This window comes from Pseudomonas sp. FeN3W, from assembly GCA_030263805.2.
GTDB classification, from domain to species: Bacteria; Pseudomonadota; Gammaproteobacteria; order Pseudomonadales; family Pseudomonadaceae; genus Stutzerimonas; species Stutzerimonas stutzeri_G.
Window position 1 is genome coordinate 2,236,241 of record CP136010.1, and the last position, 20,831, is coordinate 2,257,071.

The 20,831-nt window shown below is 60.1% G+C and carries 13 protein-coding genes and 1 pseudogene; 2 read left to right on the forward strand and 12 right to left on the reverse strand.

What is annotated here, in order from left to right; genetic code table 11:
- Positions 1–18 precede the first annotated feature (18 nt).
- Positions 19–918 (reverse strand): LysR substrate-binding domain-containing protein, encoded by a 900-nt coding sequence (locus P5704_010710; GenBank protein ID WOF80898.1) that lies wholly within the window; start codon positions 916–918, stop codon positions 19–21.
- A 189-nt stretch (positions 919–1,107) separates the two neighbouring features.
- On the opposite strand from P5704_010710, the gene P5704_010715 reads away from it, so the two are divergent.
- Complete coding sequence (locus tag P5704_010715; GenBank protein WOF80899.1) at positions 1,108–2,373, forward strand: MFS transporter; 1,266 nt, start codon at positions 1,108–1,110, stop codon at positions 2,371–2,373.
- Positions 2,374–2,430: 57 nt separating this feature from the next.
- On the opposite strand, the gene hemE is transcribed toward P5704_010715, so the two are convergent.
- The 11 genes and pseudogenes from hemE to P5704_010770 form a co-directional block, all read right to left on the reverse strand.
- The gene (gene hemE / locus P5704_010720) at positions 2,431–3,495 is read right to left on the reverse strand and encodes a uroporphyrinogen decarboxylase (GenBank protein WOF80900.1); all 1,065 of its coding nucleotides are present in this window, start codon (positions 3,493–3,495) and stop codon (positions 2,431–2,433) included.
- Between the two features lie 327 nt (positions 3,496–3,822).
- Positions 3,823–5,241, reverse strand: a complete 1,419-nt coding sequence (locus P5704_010725; protein WOF80901.1) for an FAD-dependent oxidoreductase — start codon at positions 5,239–5,241, stop codon at positions 3,823–3,825.
- Between the two features lie 106 nt (positions 5,242–5,347).
- Positions 5,348–9,795: pseudogene (gene gltB / locus P5704_010730) on the reverse strand (glutamate synthase large subunit).
- Positions 9,796–9,968: 173 nt separating this feature from the next.
- Complete coding sequence (locus tag P5704_010735) at positions 9,969–11,579, reverse strand: SPOR domain-containing protein (GenBank protein WOF80902.1); 1,611 nt, start codon at positions 11,577–11,579, stop codon at positions 9,969–9,971.
- Between the two features lie 10 nt (positions 11,580–11,589).
- The gene (gene aroB, locus P5704_010740; GenBank protein WOF80903.1) at positions 11,590–12,693 is read right to left on the reverse strand and encodes a 3-dehydroquinate synthase; all 1,104 of its coding nucleotides are present in this window, start codon (positions 12,691–12,693) and stop codon (positions 11,590–11,592) included.
- 23 nt (positions 12,694–12,716) lie between these two features.
- Positions 12,717–13,262, reverse strand: coding sequence for a shikimate kinase AroK (aroK, locus tag P5704_010745; protein WOF80904.1), 546 nt, complete (start codon positions 13,260–13,262; stop codon positions 12,717–12,719).
- A gap of 3 nt (positions 13,263–13,265) precedes the next feature.
- Entirely contained in the window at positions 13,266–15,380 is a 2,115-nt protein-coding gene (gene pilQ, locus P5704_010750; GenBank protein ID WOF81208.1) for a type IV pilus secretin PilQ, read from the reverse strand.
- 53 nt (positions 15,381–15,433) lie between these two features.
- Positions 15,434–15,961, reverse strand: coding sequence for a type 4a pilus biogenesis lipoprotein PilP (gene pilP / locus P5704_010755; GenBank protein ID WOF80905.1), 528 nt, complete (start codon positions 15,959–15,961; stop codon positions 15,434–15,436).
- Positions 15,958–16,581, reverse strand: a complete 624-nt coding sequence (gene pilO, locus P5704_010760) for a type 4a pilus biogenesis protein PilO (protein WOF80906.1) — start codon at positions 16,579–16,581, stop codon at positions 15,958–15,960. Before pilO ends, pilP begins: the two co-directional genes overlap by 4 nt.
- Positions 16,578–17,150, reverse strand: a complete 573-nt coding sequence (gene pilN / locus P5704_010765) for a type 4a pilus biogenesis protein PilN (protein ID WOF80907.1) — start codon at positions 17,148–17,150, stop codon at positions 16,578–16,580. Before pilN ends, pilO begins: the two co-directional genes overlap by 4 nt.
- The gene (locus P5704_010770; protein WOF80908.1) at positions 17,150–18,214 is read right to left on the reverse strand and encodes a pilus assembly protein PilM; all 1,065 of its coding nucleotides are present in this window, start codon (positions 18,212–18,214) and stop codon (positions 17,150–17,152) included. The genes pilN and P5704_010770 overlap by 1 nt, the downstream gene beginning before the upstream one ends.
- Positions 18,215–18,394: 180 nt before the next feature.
- Here P5704_010770 and P5704_010775 point away from each other — a divergent pair, with 180 nt between their 5' ends.
- Positions 18,395–20,827, forward strand: coding sequence for a penicillin-binding protein 1A (locus tag P5704_010775; protein WOF80909.1), 2,433 nt, complete (start codon positions 18,395–18,397; stop codon positions 20,825–20,827).
- Positions 20,828–20,831 lie beyond the last annotated feature (4 nt).

Below are 20,831 nucleotides of genomic sequence, written 5' to 3' on the forward strand. Positions count from 1 at the left end.
ACCATTGCGGTTGCAGCGTTAACGCTGGCTCAACGCCTCGCGTGTAACCAGATCCATGAACGCCTGCGCCAGGGGCGACTGCTCCTGGCGACGCTTGACCAGCCACACGGCTGTGGTGGCGTCCTGATCCGACAGGGTGCGAAAGCGCACCCCGTCGATACGGATACGGCGAAACGATGCTGGCAGCACCGACACCCCCAGTCCCGCCGCCACCAGTCCGATGATGGTCAGCGCTTCGTTCGCTTCCTGTGCGATGCGTGGGCTGAATCCCGCCTGCCGCGCCAGGTTCAGCAGCTGGTCGTAAAGTCCGGTGCCGTAGCTGCGCGGAAAGAAGACGAAGGGCTCATCGGCCAGCTCCGCCAGCGCCAGGCCCTCCTCCCCTGCCTCGGCAAGCGGATGCCCGGTATGCATCAGCGCGACCAGTGGCTCGCTGAACAGCTCGACGGTCTGCAGGCCCGGCGGCAAGGCAAAAGGGCGGATCATGCCGACCTGCAGCTTCTCGTCTTGCACCGCGTCGATCACCTGCTTGCTGGTCATTTCCTGCAGCGCAAGGTGCACCGCCGGGAAGGCCTGGCGGAAAGCCAGAATCGCCCGCGGCAGAATCGAGGTGAAGGGCGCTGACGAGGTGAAACCGACCTGCAATTCGCCGATCTCACCCTGCTCGGCACGCCGCACCACGTCGACCGACTTGTCCACCTGAGCCAGGGTGCGCCGTGTCTCGTCGAGAAACAGCCGGCCGGCATCGGTCAACGACACCCGGCGGTTGGTGCGATCGAACAGGCGCACGCCCAGTTCCTGTTCCAGGCCCTGGATCTGCTGGCTCAGCGGCGGCTGAGAGATGCGCAGCAGTTCGGCTGCCCGTCCGAAGTGCAGTTCCTCGGCCACCGCCACGAAATAGCGTAGATGTCTCAGTTCCATGTGCGCCCTAACGATTCGCAAAACATATCAATAAGGTCGAATAATATATTGGATAGCTTAAACAAAGCTTCCTATCATTTCGTCCATAAACCCGAACAACAGAAACCGCGCCTGCCGATCGAAAAAGCGATCACAGGCGTAACGGCCCGCTTTTGGCCGGAAAAAGCGAATCGGACAGAGGTCTTCATCGTGAGCAGTACGCACGACGCCAGTGGCGCGTCAGCAAAGATACCCGCGCCTGACGCACCCATCAGCCATACCGAAAAAGGTACGCCGCGCTTCACGCGCACTGCCCTGGCCCTGTTCGCCGGCGGCTTCGCCACCTTCGCCCTGCTCTACTGCGTGCAGCCGATGATGCCCATGCTGTCGCAGGCGTTCGGTATCAACGCAGCACAGAGCAGCCTGATCCTTTCGCTCTCGACCCTGACGCTGGCCGTCGGACTGCTGATCACCGGGCCGATCTCCGATGCCATCGGCCGCAAGCAGGTGCTGGTCGTCTCCCTGCTCGCTGCCGCCGTGTTCACCGTCGGCAGCGCGCTCGCGCCCAGCTGGGAAGGCGTACTGCTGATGCGCGCACTGGTCGGCCTGGCGCTCAGCGGCGTGGCTGCGGTGGCCATGACCTACCTGAGCGAAGAGATCCACCCGCATCACCTGGGCCTGGCGATGGGGCTATACATCGGCGGCAACGCCATCGGCGGCATGAGCGGGCGCTTGCTGAGCGGCGTGCTGGTGGACTACCTGTCGTGGCACAGCGTACTCGGACTGATGGGCGGGCTGGCCCTGCTGGCGGCACTGCTGCTCTGGCGCCTGCTGCCGGAATCGCGACATTTCCAGCCGCGCCCATTGCGCCTGCGCGGCCTGGCGCAGGGCTACACCCTGCACTTTCGCGATGCTGGCCTGCCCTGGCTGTTCCTGCAGGGCTTCCTGCTGATGGGCAGCTTCGTCACGCTGTACAACTACATCGGCTATCGGCTGATTGCCGAGCCGTTCCACCTCAGCCAGACCATGATCGGCCTGCTGGCGGTGCTCTATCTGTCGGGCATCTACAGTTCGGCACAGGTGGGGGCGCTGGCCGATCGCTTCGGCCGGCGCCGGGTGTTCTGGCTGGTGATCGCCCTGATGCTGGCCGGCGTGGCCCTGACCCTGTTCGACCGGCTGCCGCTGGTGCTGCCGGGCATGCTGCTGTTCACCTTCGGCTTCTTCGGCGCCCATTCGGTGGCCAGCAGCTGGATCGGCCGCCGCGCGCAACAGGCGCGCGGCCAGGCGTCGTCGCTCTATCTGTTCAGCTACTACCTGGGCTCGAGCATCGCCGGCACGCTGGGTGGCGTCTTCTGGCACGCTGCCGGCTGGGACGGCGTAGGCCTGTTCATCGCTTCGCTGTTGCTGATCGCCCTCGCCGTGGCCCTGCACCTGGCGCGCCTGCGCCCACTACCGGAGCCGCAGGCGGCACACTGAGCCCGCAATGCAAAACGCCCCGCTGATGCGGGGCGTTTCGTTTCGAGCCGGTGAAAGTCAGCCGTGGTACTGCGCGGACAGTTCGTGCACCGATTCGATGAAGGCGCCGGCATGGGCTGGATCGACTTCCGGCGTGATGCCGTGGCCCAGGTTGAACACGTGGCCATTGCCATGACCGAAGCTCGCCAGAATACGCGCGACCTCGGCGCGGATGGCGTCGGGCTTGGCATAGAGCACGCTCGGGTCCATGTTGCCCTGCAGCGCGACCTTGTCGCCGACGCGGCGGCGTGCCTCGCCGATATCACAGGTCCAGTCCAGCCCCAGCGCCTCGACGCCCGAGTCGGCCATCGATTCCAGCCAGAGGCCGCCGCCCTTGGTGAACAGGATGACCGGCACACGGCGGCCGTCATGCTCGCGAATCAGGCCATCGACGATCTTGCGCATGTAGGCCAGGGAGAACTCCTGATAGGCCGCCGCCGACAGGCTGCCACCCCAGGAATCGAAGATCTGCACCGCCTGGGCACCGGCGAGGATCTGCCCATTGAGGTAGCTGGTGACCGACTGCGCCAGCTTGTCCAGCAGGGCGTGCATCGCCTGCGGGTTCTCGTAGAGCATGGCCTTGGACTTGCGGAAGTCCTTCGACGAGCCGCCCTCGACCATGTAGGTCGCCAGGGTCCACGGACTGCCGGAGAAACCGATCAGCGGCACGCGGCCATTGAGCTCGCGGCGGATGGTGCGCACTGCGTCCATCACATAGCCCAGATCCTTCTCCGGATCGGGGATCGGCAGCGCCTCGATGTCCGCAACGGTGCTCACCACCTTCTTGAAGCGCGGCCCCTCGCCGGTCTCGAAGTACAGACCCAAGCCCATGGCGTCCGGCACGGTGAGGATGTCGGAGAACAGGATCGCGGCATCCAGCGGATAGCGCTCCAGCGGCTGCAGCGTCACCTCGCAGGCGAGTTCGGGGTTCATGCACAGGCTCATGAAGTCACCGGCCTTGGCGCGGCTGGCCCGGTACTCGGGCAGATAGCGGCCAGCCTGGCGCATCATCCACACCGGGGTGACGTCAACAGGCTGCTTGAGCAGGGCACGAAGGAAGCGGTCGTTCTTCAGGGCGGTCATGGCAGGGTTCCAGCGTAAAAGTGCCGTGCATTGTCGCAAAGCGGAAAAAAAAAGGCACGGCGAGCGCCGTGCCTTTTATCCCGGGTCTTGATTCAGGTCAGACAGCGCAAGCTGCAAGCTGCAAGCTGCAAGCTGCAAGCTGCAAGCTGCAAGCGAGCGTAGGATGGATGTCGTTTTTTACATCCACCGTGGCTTCGCTCGTCGGATCAGTGTCAGGGGCGGCGCCTAACGCCTGTCAAGCTTTTCTCTTGAAGCCTGTGGCCTGAAGCCTGCCGCTGCTTTTCCCGCTTTTACTTGAAGCTTGTGGCTTGCAGCTTGAAGCTGCCTTCAGACGCCAAGGTAATCCATGATTCCCTCGGCAGCCTGACGACCCTCGAAGATCGCCGTCACTACCAGATCGGAACCGCGGACCATATCGCCGCCGGCGAAGATCTTGGGATTGCTGGTCTGGTGCTTGAACTTGCCCACCTCGGGCGCGACAACGCGGCCCTGGTTGTCGATCTGAATGCCCTGAGCTTCGAACCACGGTGCCGGGCTCGGGCGGAAACCGAAGGCGATGACCACCGCATCGGCCGGCAGCACCTGCTCGGAACCGGGAATCGGCTCGGGGCTGCGGCGGCCGCGGGCATCCGGCGCGCCGAGACGCGTCTCGACCACTTTCACACCTTCGACCTTGCCTTCGCCGACGATGGCGATGGGTTGGCGGTTGAAGAGGAACTTCACGCCCTCTTCCTTGGCGTTCTTCACTTCGCGGCGCGAACCCGGCATGTTCGCCGCATCGCGGCGGTAGGCACAGGTCACGCTCTTGGCGCCCTGGCGGATGGAAGTGCGGTTGCAGTCCATCGCGGTATCACCACCGCCCAGCACCACGACCCTCTTGCCCTTCATGTCGATGAAGTCTTCGGCAGACTTCTCGAAGCCGAGGTTGCGGTTGACGTTGGCGATGAGGAAATCCAGTGCGTCGTACACACCCGGCAGGTCTTCCCCGGGGAAGCCGCCCTTCATGTAGGTGTAGGTGCCCATGCCCATGAACACGGCGTCGTAATCGGCCAGCAGCTGGTCGATGCTGATGTCCTTGCCCACCTCGGTGTTCAGACGGAACTCGATGCCCATGCCGCCGAAGATTTCGCGACGACGGCTGAGCACGGTCTTTTCCAGCTTGAATTCGGGAATGCCGAAGGTCAGCAGGCCACCGATCTCAGGGTTCTTGTCGAACACCACCGGCGTCACGCCGTTGCGCACGAGGATATCGGCGCAACCGAGGCCTGCCGGACCGGCACCGATGATCGCGACCTTCTTGCCGGTCGGCTTGACCTTGGACATGTCCGGCCGCCAACCCATGGCGAAGGCGGTATCGGCGATGTACTTCTCCACCGAGCCGATGGTCACCGCACCGAAACCGTCGTTCAGCGTGCAGGCACCCTCGCAGAGGCGGTCCTGCGGACAGACGCGGCCGCAGACTTCCGGCAGGGTGTTGGTCTGGTGCGCCAGCTCGGCAGCAGCGAGGATGTTGCCCTCGGAGACCAGCTTGAGCCAGTTGGGAATGTAGTTGTGCACCGGGCACTTCCACTCGCAATAGGGGTTGCCGCAACCCAGGCAGCGGTGGGCCTGTTCGCAGGCCTGCTGCGGCTTGAAGGGTTCGTAGATCTCGACGAACTCCTTTTTGCGCTGGCGCAGCAGTTTCTTCTTCGGATCCTTGCGCCCGACCTCGATGAACTGGAAGTCGTTATTCAGACGTTCAGTCATTTCAAAACCTCTCAACAGCGGCCGTAGACGATACATACGGCTGCAAGACAATCAGGGTGAGCAGCGGTCCCGGGTTGACGGGGCCGCTGCCTGAAGCGGCTTATTGTTATTGCGGGTTGGCCCGGGTGCTCGACAGCAGCGAAGCCAGGTTGGCCGCCTTGGGCTTGACCAGCCAGAACCGACGCAGGTAGTCGTCGAGATTATCCAGCAGCTCAGCCCCCACTCGCTCGCGGTTTCCGCAACGTATTCGCGCAGCACGTCCTGCAGATGGCTGCGATGGGCTTCCATCGCCTCGCCGGTGATGCGCTGCAGGTTGACCAGCTCGTTGTTCACGCGGTCGACGAAGCTGTTGTCCATATCCAGCACATAGGCGAAACCGCCAGTCATGCCCGAACCGAAGTTGTGTCCGGTCTTGCCGAGCACGCAGACGAAGCCGCCGGTCATGTACTCGCAGCAATGGTCGCCAGTACCCTCGACGACGGCGTGGGCACCGGAGTTGCGCACCGCGAAACGCTCGCCCGCGGTACCGGCGGCGAACAGCTTGCCGCCGGTGGCGCCGTACAGGCAGGTATTGCCGATGATCGCCGAGTCCTGCGAGCGATAGCTGGCGCTCTGCGGCGGAGTGACCACCAGCTTGCCGCCGGTCATGCCTTTACCGACGTAATCGTTGGCATCGCCTTCCAGGTACAGATTGAGACCACCGGCGTTCCAGACGCCGAAACTCTGGCCGGCCGTGCCCTTGAAGCGGAAGGTGATCGGCGCGCCGGCCATGCCCTGGTTGCCATGCTGGCGGGCGATCTCGCCGGAGACACGGGCGCCGATGGAACGGTCGCAGTTGCAGACCTCCAGTTCGAACTCGCCGCCGCTCTTGGCATCGATGGCGCCCTTGGCCAGCTTGACCATCTCTTCGGCCAGCAGGCCCTGGTCGAATGGCGGGTTCTTCTCGACCTCGCAGAACTGCGGTTTGTCTGCTGGGATGTTGCTGCCGCCGAGCAGGGGCGACAGATCCAGATTGTTCTGCTTGGCGGTATCGCCCGGCAGCACCTCGAGCAGATCGGTGCGGCCGATCAGCTCACCGAGGCTGCGCACGCCCAGCTTGGCCAGCCACTCGCGGGTTTCCTCGGCGACGAACTGGAAGAAGTTGACCACCATGTCGACGGTGCCGATGAAATGATCCTTGCGCAGCTGCTCGTTCTGCGTGGCAACACCAGTGGCGCAGTTGTTCAGGTGGCAGATGCGCAGGTATTTGCAGCCCAGCGCGATCATCGGCGCAGTACCGAAGCCGAAGCTCTCGGCGCCGAGAATCGCCGCCTTGATCACGTCCAGACCAGTCTTCAGACCACCGTCGGTCTGTACCCGGACCTTGCCGCGCAGGTCGTTGCCGCGCAGGGTCTGGTGGGTTTCCGCGAGGCCGAGTTCCCACGGCGAGCCGGCATAGCGGATCGACGTCAGCGGGGAGGCGCCAGTACCGCCATCGTAGCCGGAGATGGTGATCAGGTCGGCGTAGGCCTTGGCCACCCCAGCGGCGATGGTGCCGACGCCAGGCTCGGCCACCAGCTTGACCGAAACCAGCGCCTGCGGATTGACCTGCTTGAGGTCGAAGATCAGCTGCGCCAGATCCTCGATCGAGTAGATGTCATGGTGCGGCGGTGGCGAGATCAGCGTTACGCCAGGCACGGCATAGCGCAGTCGGGCGATCAGGCCGTTGACCTTGCCGCCTGGTAGTTGGCCGCCTTCGCCAGGCTTGGCGCCCTGGGCGACCTTGATCTGCAGCACTTCGGCGTTGACCAGGTACTCCGGCGTAACCCCGAAGCGACCGGTCGCGACCTGCTTGATCTTCGAGCTGCGCTCTGTGCCGTAGCGGGCCGGATCTTCACCACCCTCACCGGAGTTCGAGCGCGCGCCGATGCGGTTCATCGCCGCGGCGATGGCTTCGTGGGCTTCCGGCGATAGCGCACCGAGCGAGATACCGGCAGAGTCGAAACGCTTGAGGATCGCCTCCAGCGGCTCGACCTCTTCCAACGTCAGCGGCTGCTCGGCCACCTTGACCTTGAGCAGGTCGCGCAGCATGGCCACCGGACGCTGGTCGACCAGCGCGGTGTATTCCTTGAAGCGACTGTAGTCGCCGCTCTGCACCGCCATCTGCAGCGCACTCACCACGTCCGGGTTGTACGCGTGGTACTCGCCACCGTAGACGAATTTCAGCAGGCCACCCTGTTGGATCGGCTTGCGGCTGCTCCAGGCTTCGGCAGCCAGCGCCTTCTGCTCGGCCTCCAGATCCTCGAAACGCGCGCCCTTGATACGGCTGGCCACGCCACGGAAACTGAGCTCCACGACTTCGTCGGACAGGCCGACGGCTTCGAACAGCTGCGCACCGCGGTAGGAGGCGATGGTCGAGATGCCCATCTTGGAGATGATCTTCATCAGCCCCTTGGAGATGCCCTTGCGATAGTGCTTGAACACTTCGTAGAGATCGCCCAGCACCTCGCCGGTGCGGATCAGATCGCCCAGCACCTCGAAGGCAAGGAACGGGTAGACCGCAGTCGCGCCGAAGCCGATCAGCACGGCGAAATGGTGCGGATCACGGGCGGTGGCGGTTTCCACCAGGATGTTGCAGCTGCAGCGCAGGCCGGTTTCCACCAGACGGTGGTGAACCGCACCCACGGCCAGCGAAGCATGCACCGGCAACTTGCCTGGTGCGATATGACGATCGCTGAGGACCAGCAGGACCTTGCCGCCACGTACGGCTTCCTCGGCCTGGTCGGCAATATTGCGAATCGCCGCCTCGAGGCCGATGGTCCCGTCGTAATTCAGGTCGATGACCAGACGTTCGAAGCCCGGACGCTCCAGGTTCATGATCGTGCGCCACTTCGCCGGAGAGATCACCGGAGTGGTCAGAATCGCGCGATTGGCGTGCTCGGCTGTTTCCTCGAAAACATTGCGCTCGGCACCTAGGCAGGTCTCCAGCGACATGACGATAGCTTCGCGCAGCGGATCGATCGGTGGGTTGGTGACCTGCGCGAACTGCTGACGGAAGTAGTCGTAGGGCGAGCGCACGCGACGCGACAGGACCGCCATGGGCGTATCGTCTCCCATCGAACCGACCGCTTCCTGGCCTTGTTCGGCCAACGGACGCAGCACCTGATCACGCTCCTCGAAGGTGACCTGGTACATCTTCATGTACTGCTTGAGCTGGTCGGCATCGTAGAAGGCCGAACCGTGGTCGTTGTCGTCCAGCGTCGACTGAATGCGCAGGGCGTTCTGGCGCAGCCACTTCTTATAGGGCTGCTGTGCCTTCAGGCGGTTGTCGATGTCATCGGTGTGCAGCACCTTGCCGGTGTGGGTGTCCACAGCGAGGATCTGCCCAGGCCCGACGCGGCCCTTGGCCAGAACGTCTTCCGGTTTGTAGTCCCAGACACCGACTTCGGACGCGAGGGTGATATAGCCGTTCTTGGTGGTCACCCAGCGCGCCGGACGCAGGCCGTTGCGGTCGAGCAGGCACACCGCATGGCGACCGTCGGTCAACACCACGCCAGCCGGGCCATCCCAGGGTTCCATGTGCATGGAGTTGAATTCATAGAACGCACGCAGATCGGGGTCCATGGTCTCGACGTTCTGCCACGCTGGCGGAATGATCATACGCAGACCACGGAACAGATCCATTCCGCCGGTGACCAAGAGTTCAAGCATGTTGTCCATGCTGGAGGAATCCGAGCCGGTGCGATTGATCAGCGGCGACAGGCTTTCCAGATCGGGCAGCAGCTCGTTGGCGAACTTCAGGCGACGCGCCTGTGCCCAATTGCGGTTACCGGTAATGGTGTTGATCTCGCCGTTGTGCGCGAGAAAGCGGAACGGCTGGGCCAGACGCCATTGCGGCATGGTGTTGGTGGAGAAACGCTGGTGGAACACGCAGATCGCCGTGGCGAGACGCTCATCGCCCAGGTCCGGATAAAACTGCGCCAGGTCGGCAGGCATCATCAGGCCTTTGTAGATGATGTCCTTGTCGGAGAGGCTGCAAACGTAGAAGGCGCTGTCGTCGGCGAGCGCGACTTCGGCCCGGCGGCGTGCGAAGAACAGCTTGATGCCGAACTCGCGCTCATCCAAGCCATCGCCGGAGACAAAGACCTGCTCGATCCGCGGCAGACGCTCAAGAGCAAGCTGGCCCAGCACGCTGGTATCGACCGGCACTTCACGCCAGCCGACCAGTGTCAGACCTTGGGCAAGAATCTCTTCGCTCAAACGAGCGCGGGCCTGGTCCGCCTTGCTGGCGTCCTGATCCAGAAAGATCATCCCGACGGCATACTGCGCAGGCAGCTCGGCGCTGAAATGCTCCAGAGCTTTGGCGCGCAGAAAGGCATCGGGCTTCTGCATCAGCAGACCGCAACCGTCACCGGTTTTGCCGTCAGCGTTGATGCCACCGCGGTGAGTCATGCAGGTCAGGGACTGAATGGCAGTCTTTAGCAGGTGATGGCTAGCCTCGCCCTGCATGTGGGCAATCAGACCGAAGCCGCAGTTATCCTTGAACTCTTCAGGACGAAACAGACCTGCTCTCATAGGCACTCCACCAGCTAAATGCGTTGTAAATCAACCCCTTATTGACGGGCAGAGACTCACCCCGTCATTCACGTGGGCAAAAGGGGGAGCAGTTTACAAAGCCAGCTAGAGCGACACAATTTATTTTTGCAAGCCCCAAAAAGGTGCATTGCGCACTTTTTTGGGGCGTTTTTCTAACGAGACTGTTTGATTTCCTGTTGCACGCTTGCCAAATTTCGTATCCACGGCTTGCCAGTCTGCAACGAAGCGGGCAGCGTCTTGACCGCCGCAACCGCAGCAGCACGATTCGCGAAGTTGCCATAAGTCACGACGTAGAGCGGCTTGCCTTCGTGAACCTTGACGAAGTATCGGTAGTTGCCGCCATGCTGCTGGACGAGGGCCTGAGCATTCTTCTCGACACGGGTTCCCAGGATTTGAACCAGATAATTGCTTCCCGGCTGGCTCGCATACCAAGCGCCATTGGTTGAACCCGAGGGAGTTGCTACAGCAGGCGCACGCTCTGCGGCATTCGGCCGCACCTGGGGTGACGCGGGAGCCGGAGCAGGTGCAGCAACTTGCGGAGCGGGTGCAGGTGCGGGCTGAACACGCTCGCTCGGTGCTGGTGCTGGTGCTGGTGCTGGTGCTGGTGCTGGTGCTGGTGCTGGTGCTGGTGCTGGTGCTGGTGCTGGTGCTGGTGCCGGAATTGTAGGGGCGGCGGCATTCGCGGTGGGCCTGCCGCTCTCGTCCTCGCTCTCGCCACCAGCCGCAGCTGCCAGCGGCTCACGCACCACCGGCTGTGCGTCGCCCCCCAGCGGCAGGGACAACGGCCGCTCTTGCCCATCGAACTCGATGGCAGTCGGGTCCTGCTCCCCGGTCTCAGCAACCGGCCCCGAGGCAGACGAGCCATCGAGCGGCAGGGAGGTCACTTCAGGGACCGACGGGCGCTCGGAATCGCCGCCACGCAAGAAAAGAAAGCCGACGGCTATAAGTACAAGCACTGCGACTACAGCGACCAAATGTTTTTTTGGTAGCGGAAATCCGATACCGCCCGATTTCCGCCGCCCGCGCTTGCTTTGCATCGCGGCGATGAGCTCGTCTCGAGCCAACTGATTGATCGCCCCCGGCCAACCACCAGACTGCTCATGGATACGTCCGATCTGCTCTTCGCTCAGACACTCGAGGCCGCTACCAGCCCCCTCGAGTCGCAAAGCCAGATACTCTCTGGTTTCATCCTCTTCATACGGTTGCAGCGCGATGGCATGGTAGCGCTCCTCGCCATCACTCAAGGCCTCGAGCCGCCCGCTGAGCGCAGACTCACCGAACAGGAACACATGCGGCCGGGCCTCAGGGGTGCCCGTAGACAGACGCAAAAGAGTCTCCACCGCAGCACCGGTCAACTGCTCGGCGTCATCCACCAGCAGGTAGACTTCCTGGCCCGTCAGCGCCAGCTGGACCACCTGCGCCATCACGCCGTCAAAATCGGCGTCCTGGCTGTTCAGGGCTTGGGCGATCTGCGCCAGCAGCGCGCTCGCGTCCATCGTAGCCTGAGGGGTAATGACCACGCTCTGAACCGCCTGCTTGTTGCTACTGGCAACCAGCGCCTGACGCAACAAGGTTTTGCCACTTCCCTCCGGCCCCGTCACTAGCAGCAGCAGCTGGCTGTAGCGCGCCAGATGATGAAGCTGCCCAAGCACCGGCTTGCGCTGCGCGGGAAAGAATTTGAAGCCCGGCACGCGGGCAGCAAACGGGTCATGGCTGAAGCCATAGTGATTCAGAAACGCGTCGTCCGCAGACAAACTGGTCATGGAAATTTTCTTATGCTCCCAGGTGTTCCGTCATTGCACCGTAATTGGCGCTCAAGGTGGTATCCAGCACGTTGCGAGGGAAGTCCCCGGTCACAACTGCCTCGCCCATTTGCCGTAACAAAACCAGGCGTAGCCGACCGTCCAGAACCTTCTTGTCGACGGCCATGTGCTCGAGAAAGTCCTGCGGCTTCATCTGCGCAGGAGGCACGACCGGAAGCGCCGCGCGCTGCAGCAATCTGATGGCCCGATCACGATCCATCCGCGTGATCCAGCCCAGCTGACAAGACATCTCCAACGCCATCACGGTTCCCGCCGCTACAGCCTCTCCATGCAACCAGACGCCATAGCCCATATGAGTTTCTATCGCGTGGCCAAATGTGTGACCTAGATTGAGAATTGCGCGCACGCCGGACTCGCGCTCATCAGCGTTCACTACCTTGGCCTTTGCAGCGCAGGAGCGATGGATCGCTTCCGTCAGCACCGCAGAATCAAGCGCTCGAAGTCGATCAATATTTGCCTCAAGCCACCCAAGGAAGGGCTCATCGCAAATAAGTCCATACTTGATCACCTCAGCCAGCCCAGCAGAAAGCTCACGAGACGGTAATGTCTTCAGGGTCGCGGTATCGATGATGACCGCTCGGGGCTGATAGAACGCCCCGATCATGTTTTTGCCTAGAGGGTGATTGATACCGGTCTTGCCGCCAACCGAAGAATCCACTTGCGACAGCAGCGTGGTGGGAACCTGGATGAAGTCCACGCCGCGCTGATAGCTGGCCGCGGCATAGCCCGCCATGTCACCAATGACGCCACCACCCAGTGCGATGACAGTAGTATTGCGGTCGTGCCTGGCTCCGAGCAGAGCGTCGAAGATCAGCTGCAGGGTTTGCCAATTCTTGTGCTCTTCTCCGTCGGGAAGAATCACCGGAGTGACAGCGTAGTCGGAAAGGGTCTGAGTCAGTCGATCGAGATATAGCGGCGCAACGGTTTCGTTGGTGACAACGGCCACCTGTCGACCACGGATCCTGTCGGAAAACAGCTCGGCGCAATCGATCAACCGCTCGCCAATATGAATGGGATAGCTACGCTCACCGAGATCGACCTGAAGAGTCTGCATGGGGCCCCCAATAATAAAGGGGTCTAGGATAGCGCAGATTCATCTCGGCTTTCACGAGGCGGCAAAGACGCGAGCCGGTCGAGAATCTCCGTCACCACCATGCGCGGCGGTCGCTCGTCGGTTTCGATGATGATGTCCGCTATCGACCGATATAGCGGATCGCGAATGGCCATGAGGCCGGACAGAACGCTGCGAGGGTCGCTAGCCTGCAATAGCGGCCGGTTGCGGTCGCGAGCGGTGCGTTCGAGTTGCTGGTCGACCGACGTGCAGAGATAGACGACTCGCCCGCCCGCACGAAGGGCCTGCCGATTATCCTCTCGCAACACCGCCCCCCCGCCAGTGGCCAGCACCACTCCCTCGAGCTGACAGAGATCGGCGATCACCGCCCGCTCCCGCTCGCGAAAACCACCCTCACCCTCCACGTCAAAGATCAGTGGAATGCTGGCGCCGGTCCGTTGCTCGATCTCCTTATCGGAATCCTTGAATGGGAGACGAAGCTCTTTGGCAAGCAAACGCCCGATGGTGCTTTTGCCAGCACCCATCGGGCCTACGAGAATGAAATTGTGCAACGACTATTGCCCTACGGCGACCGCTCGGTAGTTAAGGATTCTAGGCGTTAGGAACACTAAAAGCTCGGATTTTGTATCTTCGACTATATCTCGCCGGAACAAGCGGCCAACGAACGGAACATCACCCAAGAAAGGAACTTTTTCGATACTGCTGATCTGACTATTGGAGAAGACACCGCCGATGACTATCGTCTCGCCATCCGTAACAAGAACCTTCGCATTGACTTCATTCTTATTAATCGGGGGCACTCCATTCAGTGCATTCGCGAAATCAGGGGCATCCTTTGTAACCTTCACCTCCATGATGATGCGATTGTCAGGGGTAATCTGCGGCGTCACCTCTAGCGAGAGAGCTGCTTCTTTGAAGGACGTAGAGGTAGCCCCACTCGAACTAGCCTCTTGATAGGGTATCTCGGAGCCCTTTAGGATCTTGGCGGTTTCTTTATCAGCGGTTACGACCTTGGGCTGCGAAACGATCTCCCCATTCCCAGTCTTTTCCATTGCCGACAGCTGGAGATCCAAGATGCCATAGTCGGACACGTAACCGATCCCGATGCCGGCGGTACTATTCGCCACACCTAGGTCAACGAATGGAACAGGCGCCAGCGCATCCTTTAGAGTGAAATTACCGACCTTGTCAGTTCCAGGCAAACCTGCACGCCCAGTTTCCTCGTCAACGCCAATTGCGCCATCTTTACCGTAGAAGCCCCAATTATCATTGGTATAGCTGCCTCCCCAACGCACTCCAAGCGCCTTGTCGTATCCAACGTTAGCCTCAACTATGCGCGCCTCGATCATTACCTGTCTCACAGGAATATCTAGCTGCGCAACAATGCGACGTAACTCATCAAGTCGATCTTGCGTTTGATACGCAATAATGTTGTTGGTACGATCATCAACTGCGATGGAACCGCGATCCGCTGTGGGGGCATCACTACCCGTCACCGATTGAAACAACCGTGCAATATCGGCAGCCTTTGCATAATTGACCTGAACGACCTCGCGACGCAGCGGAGCAAGCTCGGCGATCTGCCGCTGCGACTCAAGTTCCTGACGCTCACGGGCAGCAATCTCGTCGGCAGGCGCGACCAGCAACACGTTACCAACCTGACGCTTATCAAGGCCTTTGGTTTTCAGCACCAGATCAAGCGCCTGGTCCCAAGGCACGTTTTGCAAACGCAGGGTTATATTGCCAGCTACGGTATCGCTCGCCACCAAGTTCAGATCGGTAAAGTCAGCGATCAGCTGCAGCACGGAACGAACGTCGATATCTTGGAAGTTGAGCGAGAGTTTCTCACCCGAATAAGCAAAACGCTCAGCCTTGCGCTTCTCGGCTTCATCCTCGGTCAGAGGCTTGATGCTGATGGTCAGCTTGTTGTCTGTCTGGTACGCCAGATAATCGTATCGGCCGGTCGGCTCGATGGCGACACTAGCTCCACCGGCCTGAGCGGACGAATCGACAAACTTCACGGGCGTAGCGAAATCCTGAACATCAAGACGAACACGCAGCGCCTCTGGCAGCTGTGCCTTGTCGAAGAGGACACGAATCTTTCCGCCCTGCTCCTCGATGGTCGAGCCTACCGATGGGTCAGAGAGGGTAATAACCACGTTCCCGGCACCATCTTCACCCCGACGGAAATCGATATTCTCGATTGCCTTACCTACAGCTGCCGCCTTGGCAGGCGCAGCCACTGGAGCAATGGGCGCAGCTGAAACAGCCGGGGCACGGACGGCCCCCGAACTTTCGCCCAGTACTACAAAGAGGTTGTTACCATCCACTCGCGTAGAGTAGGGCACCAGTGTATTCAGATTAACGATCAGTCGGGTACGGCCCTGAGCTTCAACGACGGTCACGCTCCGCGCGTTACCGACTCCCAGTTCGCGATTCTTCGCTCCGAGCTTATTGGATACGCCCGGCAGGTCGAGCGCGATTCGCGCTGGCTGATCAAGGGTATAACCACGCGGGGTTGTCACCGGTTCGTCGAACGCAAGCTTCAACTCAACACGGTCGCCGGGCAGCGAAGCGACATCGAGGGCGTTCAGGTTGGCCGCCAGCAGGGCAGGGGAAATAAACGCCGCCAGCAAAGAGATACCTAGGCGTGAAAGGGTAGTGTTCATAAATTGCTTCCGTTGTGCAGACCGGTAAAGGTTTTCCATGCTTTTGCCCCGCGCTAGGTGCGCTCTTTCAAGGTCAGACTGCGCGGGCGCTCGAGCCACCCACCCTCTCCATCAGGTACGATTTCCACTACATCCACTCCCGCATCGCTGATCTCGACGATACGGCCATGGTTGCGCCCTAAATAGTCGCCAATCTTGACGCGATGAACCCCGTCGCCGCCCTTGATCAAGGCGTACCGCCCCCCACCATTGGCCAACGTACCTACCATGGTGAAGTTCTCGATATTGAACCCCTCAAGGAACTGCTTAACTCGAGACTCATCGGGCTGGATATCTTTTGAGCCCTTTTGCCGTTGGGTTAAATCAAGCTTGACCGGAGGCTGAAACGGATGCCGCAAGGCGGCAGCGCTATAGGTAAAGGCTTCGTAGGGAATAAATGCCGGTAGCGGCTCAATAGTCCCTTTCGGCTTCGCCCTTACCTCATTCATATATTGCTGCAGATCGCCGAAGTCGTTGCTGCTGCCGCAGCCAGTCAGCGCAACCAGACTTAAGCCCAACGCAGTAAGTCTCGCGCGATTCATTTCTGCAGCCCCTTGTCGTTATAACGATAAGTCTTAGCGACGATGTTCATCCGTAATTTGGATGTAGCTTCGTTCTTTTCAGTCTTGATCTCGAAATCATGCAGCGTGACGATACGCGGAAGGCTTGCTACACCGCTCACGAAAGTTGCCAGATCGTGATATCCCCCAACGACCTTAATATTTATCGGCAACTCGATATAGAACTGCTGAGCCACCTCCGGCTGCAACTTAATTTCCTCGAACTCCAGCCCGCTACCGAGCCCCGTTCGAGTGATGTCCTCCAGAAGCCCGGGGACCTCAGTATCGCTCGGCAGTTGCCGCAACAACGCACCAAACGACGTTTCCATCTCGGCCATTTGCGCTTTATAAGCCTCCAAATTGGCAGCTTGGAAGGCTTTGGTCGAGAACTGCTGCTTCAAGGTTTCTTCCTGGGCGCGCTGCTGCTCCAGTTGCAGTTGCATATCCTGCAAATGAAAGTAATAACCTAGCGCAAGCACCGCAGCGAGAAGCATCACGCCAGCAATGAACTTGACCGGTGCAGGCCAGGACCCGAGGTTATTAAGATCGAGATCAGCGAAGTCTATCTTGCGAAAACTATCTAACGATTCAGCCAGGCTCATGGCTTTGCTCCTTCCGTAGCGGCGACCGGCTGCGTTTGCTGAACTGTCAGCTGGAACACATTCTCCTGATCCACGGCACCAGCGGTGACGGCTTTCACCTCGTTCAGATTCGGCGCCTCGAGCCAATCAGAGGCATCAAGATTTCGCATGAGGTTGGAGACACGATTGTTCGATTCGGCTGCGCCAATAATCGCAATGTTCTTTCCGGTCATTTTTACAGAAGTGAAATACACCCCATCCGGTAGCGTCCTTACAAGCTGATCAAAAACCCGCCCGATAATGGGACGATTGCCCTGCAAGTCCTGGATGATCTTCATTCGCTCCAGCAGTTGCTGACGACGCTCTTTCAATTCCTTGATTTCTTTAATACGAGCATCAAGAACCGCAATTTCCTTTTTGACAAACTCGTTACGCGCGCTCTGCTCCTCAATTGCCGCTTGGAAATAACGATCACCAAGAAACACTAGACCAGCCGCCACTACGAGCACACCGACAAGGGACGCGAGGAAACGCTGCTTCCGCTCTTCACGCAGCTGTTCACGCCACGGGAGTAAGTTGATCTGCGCCATCAGTCGAAGCTCCTTAGCGCCAGGCCACAAGCAATCATCAAGGCCGGCGCATCGCTAGCCAGCGCTCCAGCATTTACCTTGCTGCTCAAAGCCATATCGGCGAATGGATTCGCAACTAGAGTCTGAGTACCGATCTTCTGCTGGATCATGTGATCCAACCCAGGTATCGATGCCGTCCCGCCTGCCAATAGGATGCAATCGACATCATGGAACTGCCCTGCCGCGAAGAAGAACTGCAACGAGCGAGAAACCTGCTGCACGACTGCTTCTTTGAACGGAAGCAGAACCTCACTGTCGTAGTCGTCTGGGAGACCACCTTGCTTTTTGGCAAGGCCAGCCTCTTCCTGGGATAGGCCGTAGCGCCGTTGGATTTCCTCCGTCAGCTGACGCCCTCCGAAAAGTTGCTCACGGGTATAAATAGTACGGCCGTTATGCAAAACGCTCAGGGTAGTCATGGTAGCCCCGATATCAACAACGGCAACGGTCAACTCACCATGCCCCGCGCCCAGCTGTGGTGCTAGCAGACCGTAGGACCGCTCAAGCGCATAGGCCTCGACATCAACCACCTTGGCAGTGAGCCCCGCCAGTGCGAGCGCTGCCTCACGGATTTCGACGTTCTCCTTGCGGCAAGCCGCGAGCAGGACTTCTGCTCGGCCAGGAGAGCGAGGAGCCGGGCCCTGAACTTCGAAATCAATCGCCACTTCTTCCAGCGGATAAGGAATGTACTGGTCGGCCTCGATTTTCAGCTGATTCTCGAGCTCTTCGTCGGACAATCCAGCGTCCATCTCGATGATCTTGGTGATTACCGCAGAACCGGAAACAGCCACCACCGCCGACTTGCATCCAGTCTTGGCCTTGGCGACCACCCGCTGCAATGCCTGACCGACGCCCTCGAGCTCGGCGATGTTCTTTTCAACTACGGCGTTTGCTGGGAGCGGCTCGACAGCATACGCCTCGACGCGGTAACGGCTACCTGATCGACTTAATTCGAGGAGCTTGACTGAGGTCGAACTGATATCGATCCCAAGCAGCGTGTTCGCTTTCTTAGTGAAGAGCCCTAGCACGACCGATTTCCTATCTTTATCCGCAACTTACGGATTAATTATGTTTATCCACATTAGATAACAGCCTTGACAGAAGCGCAAATGGCTACCCGGCAAAAAAAACGCATATAATGTGAACGGTTTTCCCTTTCAGCATCGCCGCAGTCTTCCTCCCCCAAATCCTGGATTCCAAGAACCCTGATGCGTTTTTTGAAATTTCTTCTCTGGTCGTGCTTCGCAGTTTTTTGCGCACTCTTGCTGAGCATCAGCGGCGCATTTCTCTACCTCAGCCCCAACCTCCCCTCCGTCGATTCCCTGCGGAGCATACAGCTTCAAATTCCGCTGCGGGTCTATAGCGCAGATGACAAGCTGATCGCCGAGTTCGGGGAAATGCGACGTTCACCGATCCGCTTCGAGGACATCCCCGAGGAATTCATCCACGCACTGCTGGCTGCCGAGGACGACAATTTCGCTAATCATTATGGCGTCGACATCACCGGCCTGATGCGCGCTGCCACGCAATTATTGAAAAGTGGCCAGATTCAGACCGGCGGCAGCACCATCACCATGCAGGTGGCGAAAAATTACTTCCTTACCAGTGAGCGAAGTTTCTCGCGCAAGATCAACGAGATCCTGCTGGCCCTGCAGATAGAGCGCGAGCTCAGCAAGAACGAGATTCTCGAGCTGTATGTCAACAAGATCTACCTCGGCAATCGTGCCTATGGAATCGAGGCGGCTTCTCAGGTGTATTACGGCAAGCCCATTTCGGAGCTTAGCGTCGCTCAGCTGGCGATGATCGCCGGCCTGCCGAAGGCGCCTTCCGCATTCAACCCACTGGTTAATCCGACCCGTAGCAAAGAACGACGGGACTGGATCCTGGGCCGCATGCACAGACTTGGCTCACTAGATGAAACTAGCTATCGGCAAGCACTCGCCGAACCTGAGACCGCTCGGTACCACGGCGCAGCACCCGAGCTGGATGCCGCTTACATAGCCGAGATGGCCCGCGCCGAGATGGTAGGCCGCTTCGGCAGCGCGGCCTACACGGATGGCTTCCGGGTGCAGACTACGGTATCCAGCGAGCGACAGCTTGCCGCCAACCTCGCACTCGACAACGGATTGATTGAATACGACCAGCGACACGGCTACCGCGGGCCGGAAGCGCGCCTCACAGAACTACCGCGCGACAGCTGGCCCAGTGAGCTGGCCAAGTACCGAAGCCTTTCCGGCTTGCAGCCGGCCGTCGTCACGCAGGTAGAGACCAGCGGAATTCTGGTGCTGACGCGCGACGGAAACGAGCACGCAGTTGCCTGGGACAGCATGAAGTGGGCCCGTCCCTACCTCGGCATCAACAGCATGGGACCAAGGCCGCAACGCCCAGCCGATGTGGTCAAGCTAGCCGACGTAGTACGCATTCGCTGGCAGGATGATGAGACTGCCGTATTCAGCCAAGTGCCGCAGGCGCAGGCGGCACTGGTTTCACTCGACCCCCAGGATGGTTCGATCGAAGCGCTGGCAGGCGGCTTCTCGTTTGGCCAGAGCAACTACAACCGGGCCATTCAAGCCAAGCGCCAGCCCGGATCGAGCTTCAAACCATTCATTTACAGCGCAGCGCTGGACGCGGGTTACACCGCCGCAAGCCTGGTCAACGACTCCCCCATCGTGTTCGTCGAGCAGGGCATGGACCGCATCTGGCGCCCGAAGAACGACAACAATACGTTCCTCGGACCGATTCGCATGCGCGAGGCGCTGTACAAATCGAGGAATCTGGTTTCGATTCGTCTACTGCAGACCATGGGCATCGATCACACGATCGATTACATCAGCCGCTTCGGTTTCAATTCGCAGGACTTACCGCGCAACCTGTCTCTGGCATTGGGAACGGCGACGCTGACACCAATGGAGATCGCCACCGGCTGGACGACCTTTGCCAACGGTGGTTACAAGATCGAGCCATACCTGATCCAGCGCATAGAAGACCGTGAAGGCAAGTTGCTCTTCGAGGCCAACCCGGCACGAGTGCCATCGCGCAGTACCGATACCCAGGAAACGGAAACCGAGGTTTACGCAGCGCCTGACAATCGAGACCTGAATGACGGCGAAGAACTCGACAACGAGCCACGCTTTGCCGAGCAGGTACTCGATGAACGTACCGCCTACATCATGACCAGCATGCTGCAGGACGTCATCAAGCGCGGTACAGGACGGCGTGCGCTGGCCATGGGTCGCGGTGACATCGCGGGTAAAACCGGCACCACCAACGACTCCATCGACAGCTGGTTCTCCGGCTATAACGCCGACATCGTCACCACGGTATGGGCGGGCTTCGACCAGCCACAGAGCCTGGGGCGCAACGAGTACGGCGGAACGGTCGCGCTGCCGATCTGGATGAGCTACATGAGCGCAGTGCTCAAGGACATGCCCGAGCATCCGCCAGCGGAACCGGACGGACTGCTCAAGCTACGCATAGATCCGGTCAGCGGTCGCGCTGCCACGCCCAGCACGCCTGATGCCTATTTCGAGGTCTTCAAGAGCGAGGATTCGCCGCCCCCCATGGGTGAATTCGATTCTGGAACCCAGGCGCCTGGAAGCCCTCTTCCGGCCGATGAAGCCGCCCCACTCGATCTGTTCTGATCGA

Excerpts from the sequence above, each read along its gene's own strand:
- P5704_010710 (WOF80898.1), bottom strand. The coding sequence starts at position 918 with ATGGAACTGAGACATCTACGCTATTTCGTGGCGGTGGCCGAGGAACTG.
- hemE (WOF80900.1), bottom strand. The coding sequence starts at position 3,495 with ATGACCGCCCTGAAGAACGACCGCTTCCTTCGTGCCCTGCTCAAGCAG.
- P5704_010725 (WOF80901.1), bottom strand. The coding sequence starts at position 5,241 with ATGACTGAACGTCTGAATAACGACTTCCAGTTCATCGAGGTCGGGCGC.
- P5704_010735 (WOF80902.1), bottom strand. The coding sequence starts at position 11,579 with ATGACCAGTTTGTCTGCGGACGACGCGTTTCTGAATCACTATGGCTTC.
- aroB (WOF80903.1), bottom strand. The coding sequence starts at position 12,693 with ATGCAGACTCTTCAGGTCGATCTCGGTGAGCGTAGCTATCCCATTCAT.
- pilQ (WOF81208.1), bottom strand. The coding sequence starts at position 15,380 with ATGAACACTACCCTTTCACGCCTAGGTATCTCTTTGCTGGCGGCGTTT.
- pilP (WOF80905.1), bottom strand. The coding sequence starts at position 15,961 with ATGAATCGCGCGAGACTTACTGCGTTGGGCTTAAGTCTGGTTGCGCTG.
- pilO (WOF80906.1), bottom strand. The coding sequence starts at position 16,581 with ATGAGCCTGGCTGAATCGTTAGATAGTTTTCGCAAGATAGACTTCGCT.
- pilN (WOF80907.1), bottom strand. The coding sequence starts at position 17,150 with ATGGCGCAGATCAACTTACTCCCGTGGCGTGAACAGCTGCGTGAAGAG.
- P5704_010775 (WOF80909.1), top strand. The coding sequence starts at position 18,395 with ATGCGTTTTTTGAAATTTCTTCTCTGGTCGTGCTTCGCAGTTTTTTGC.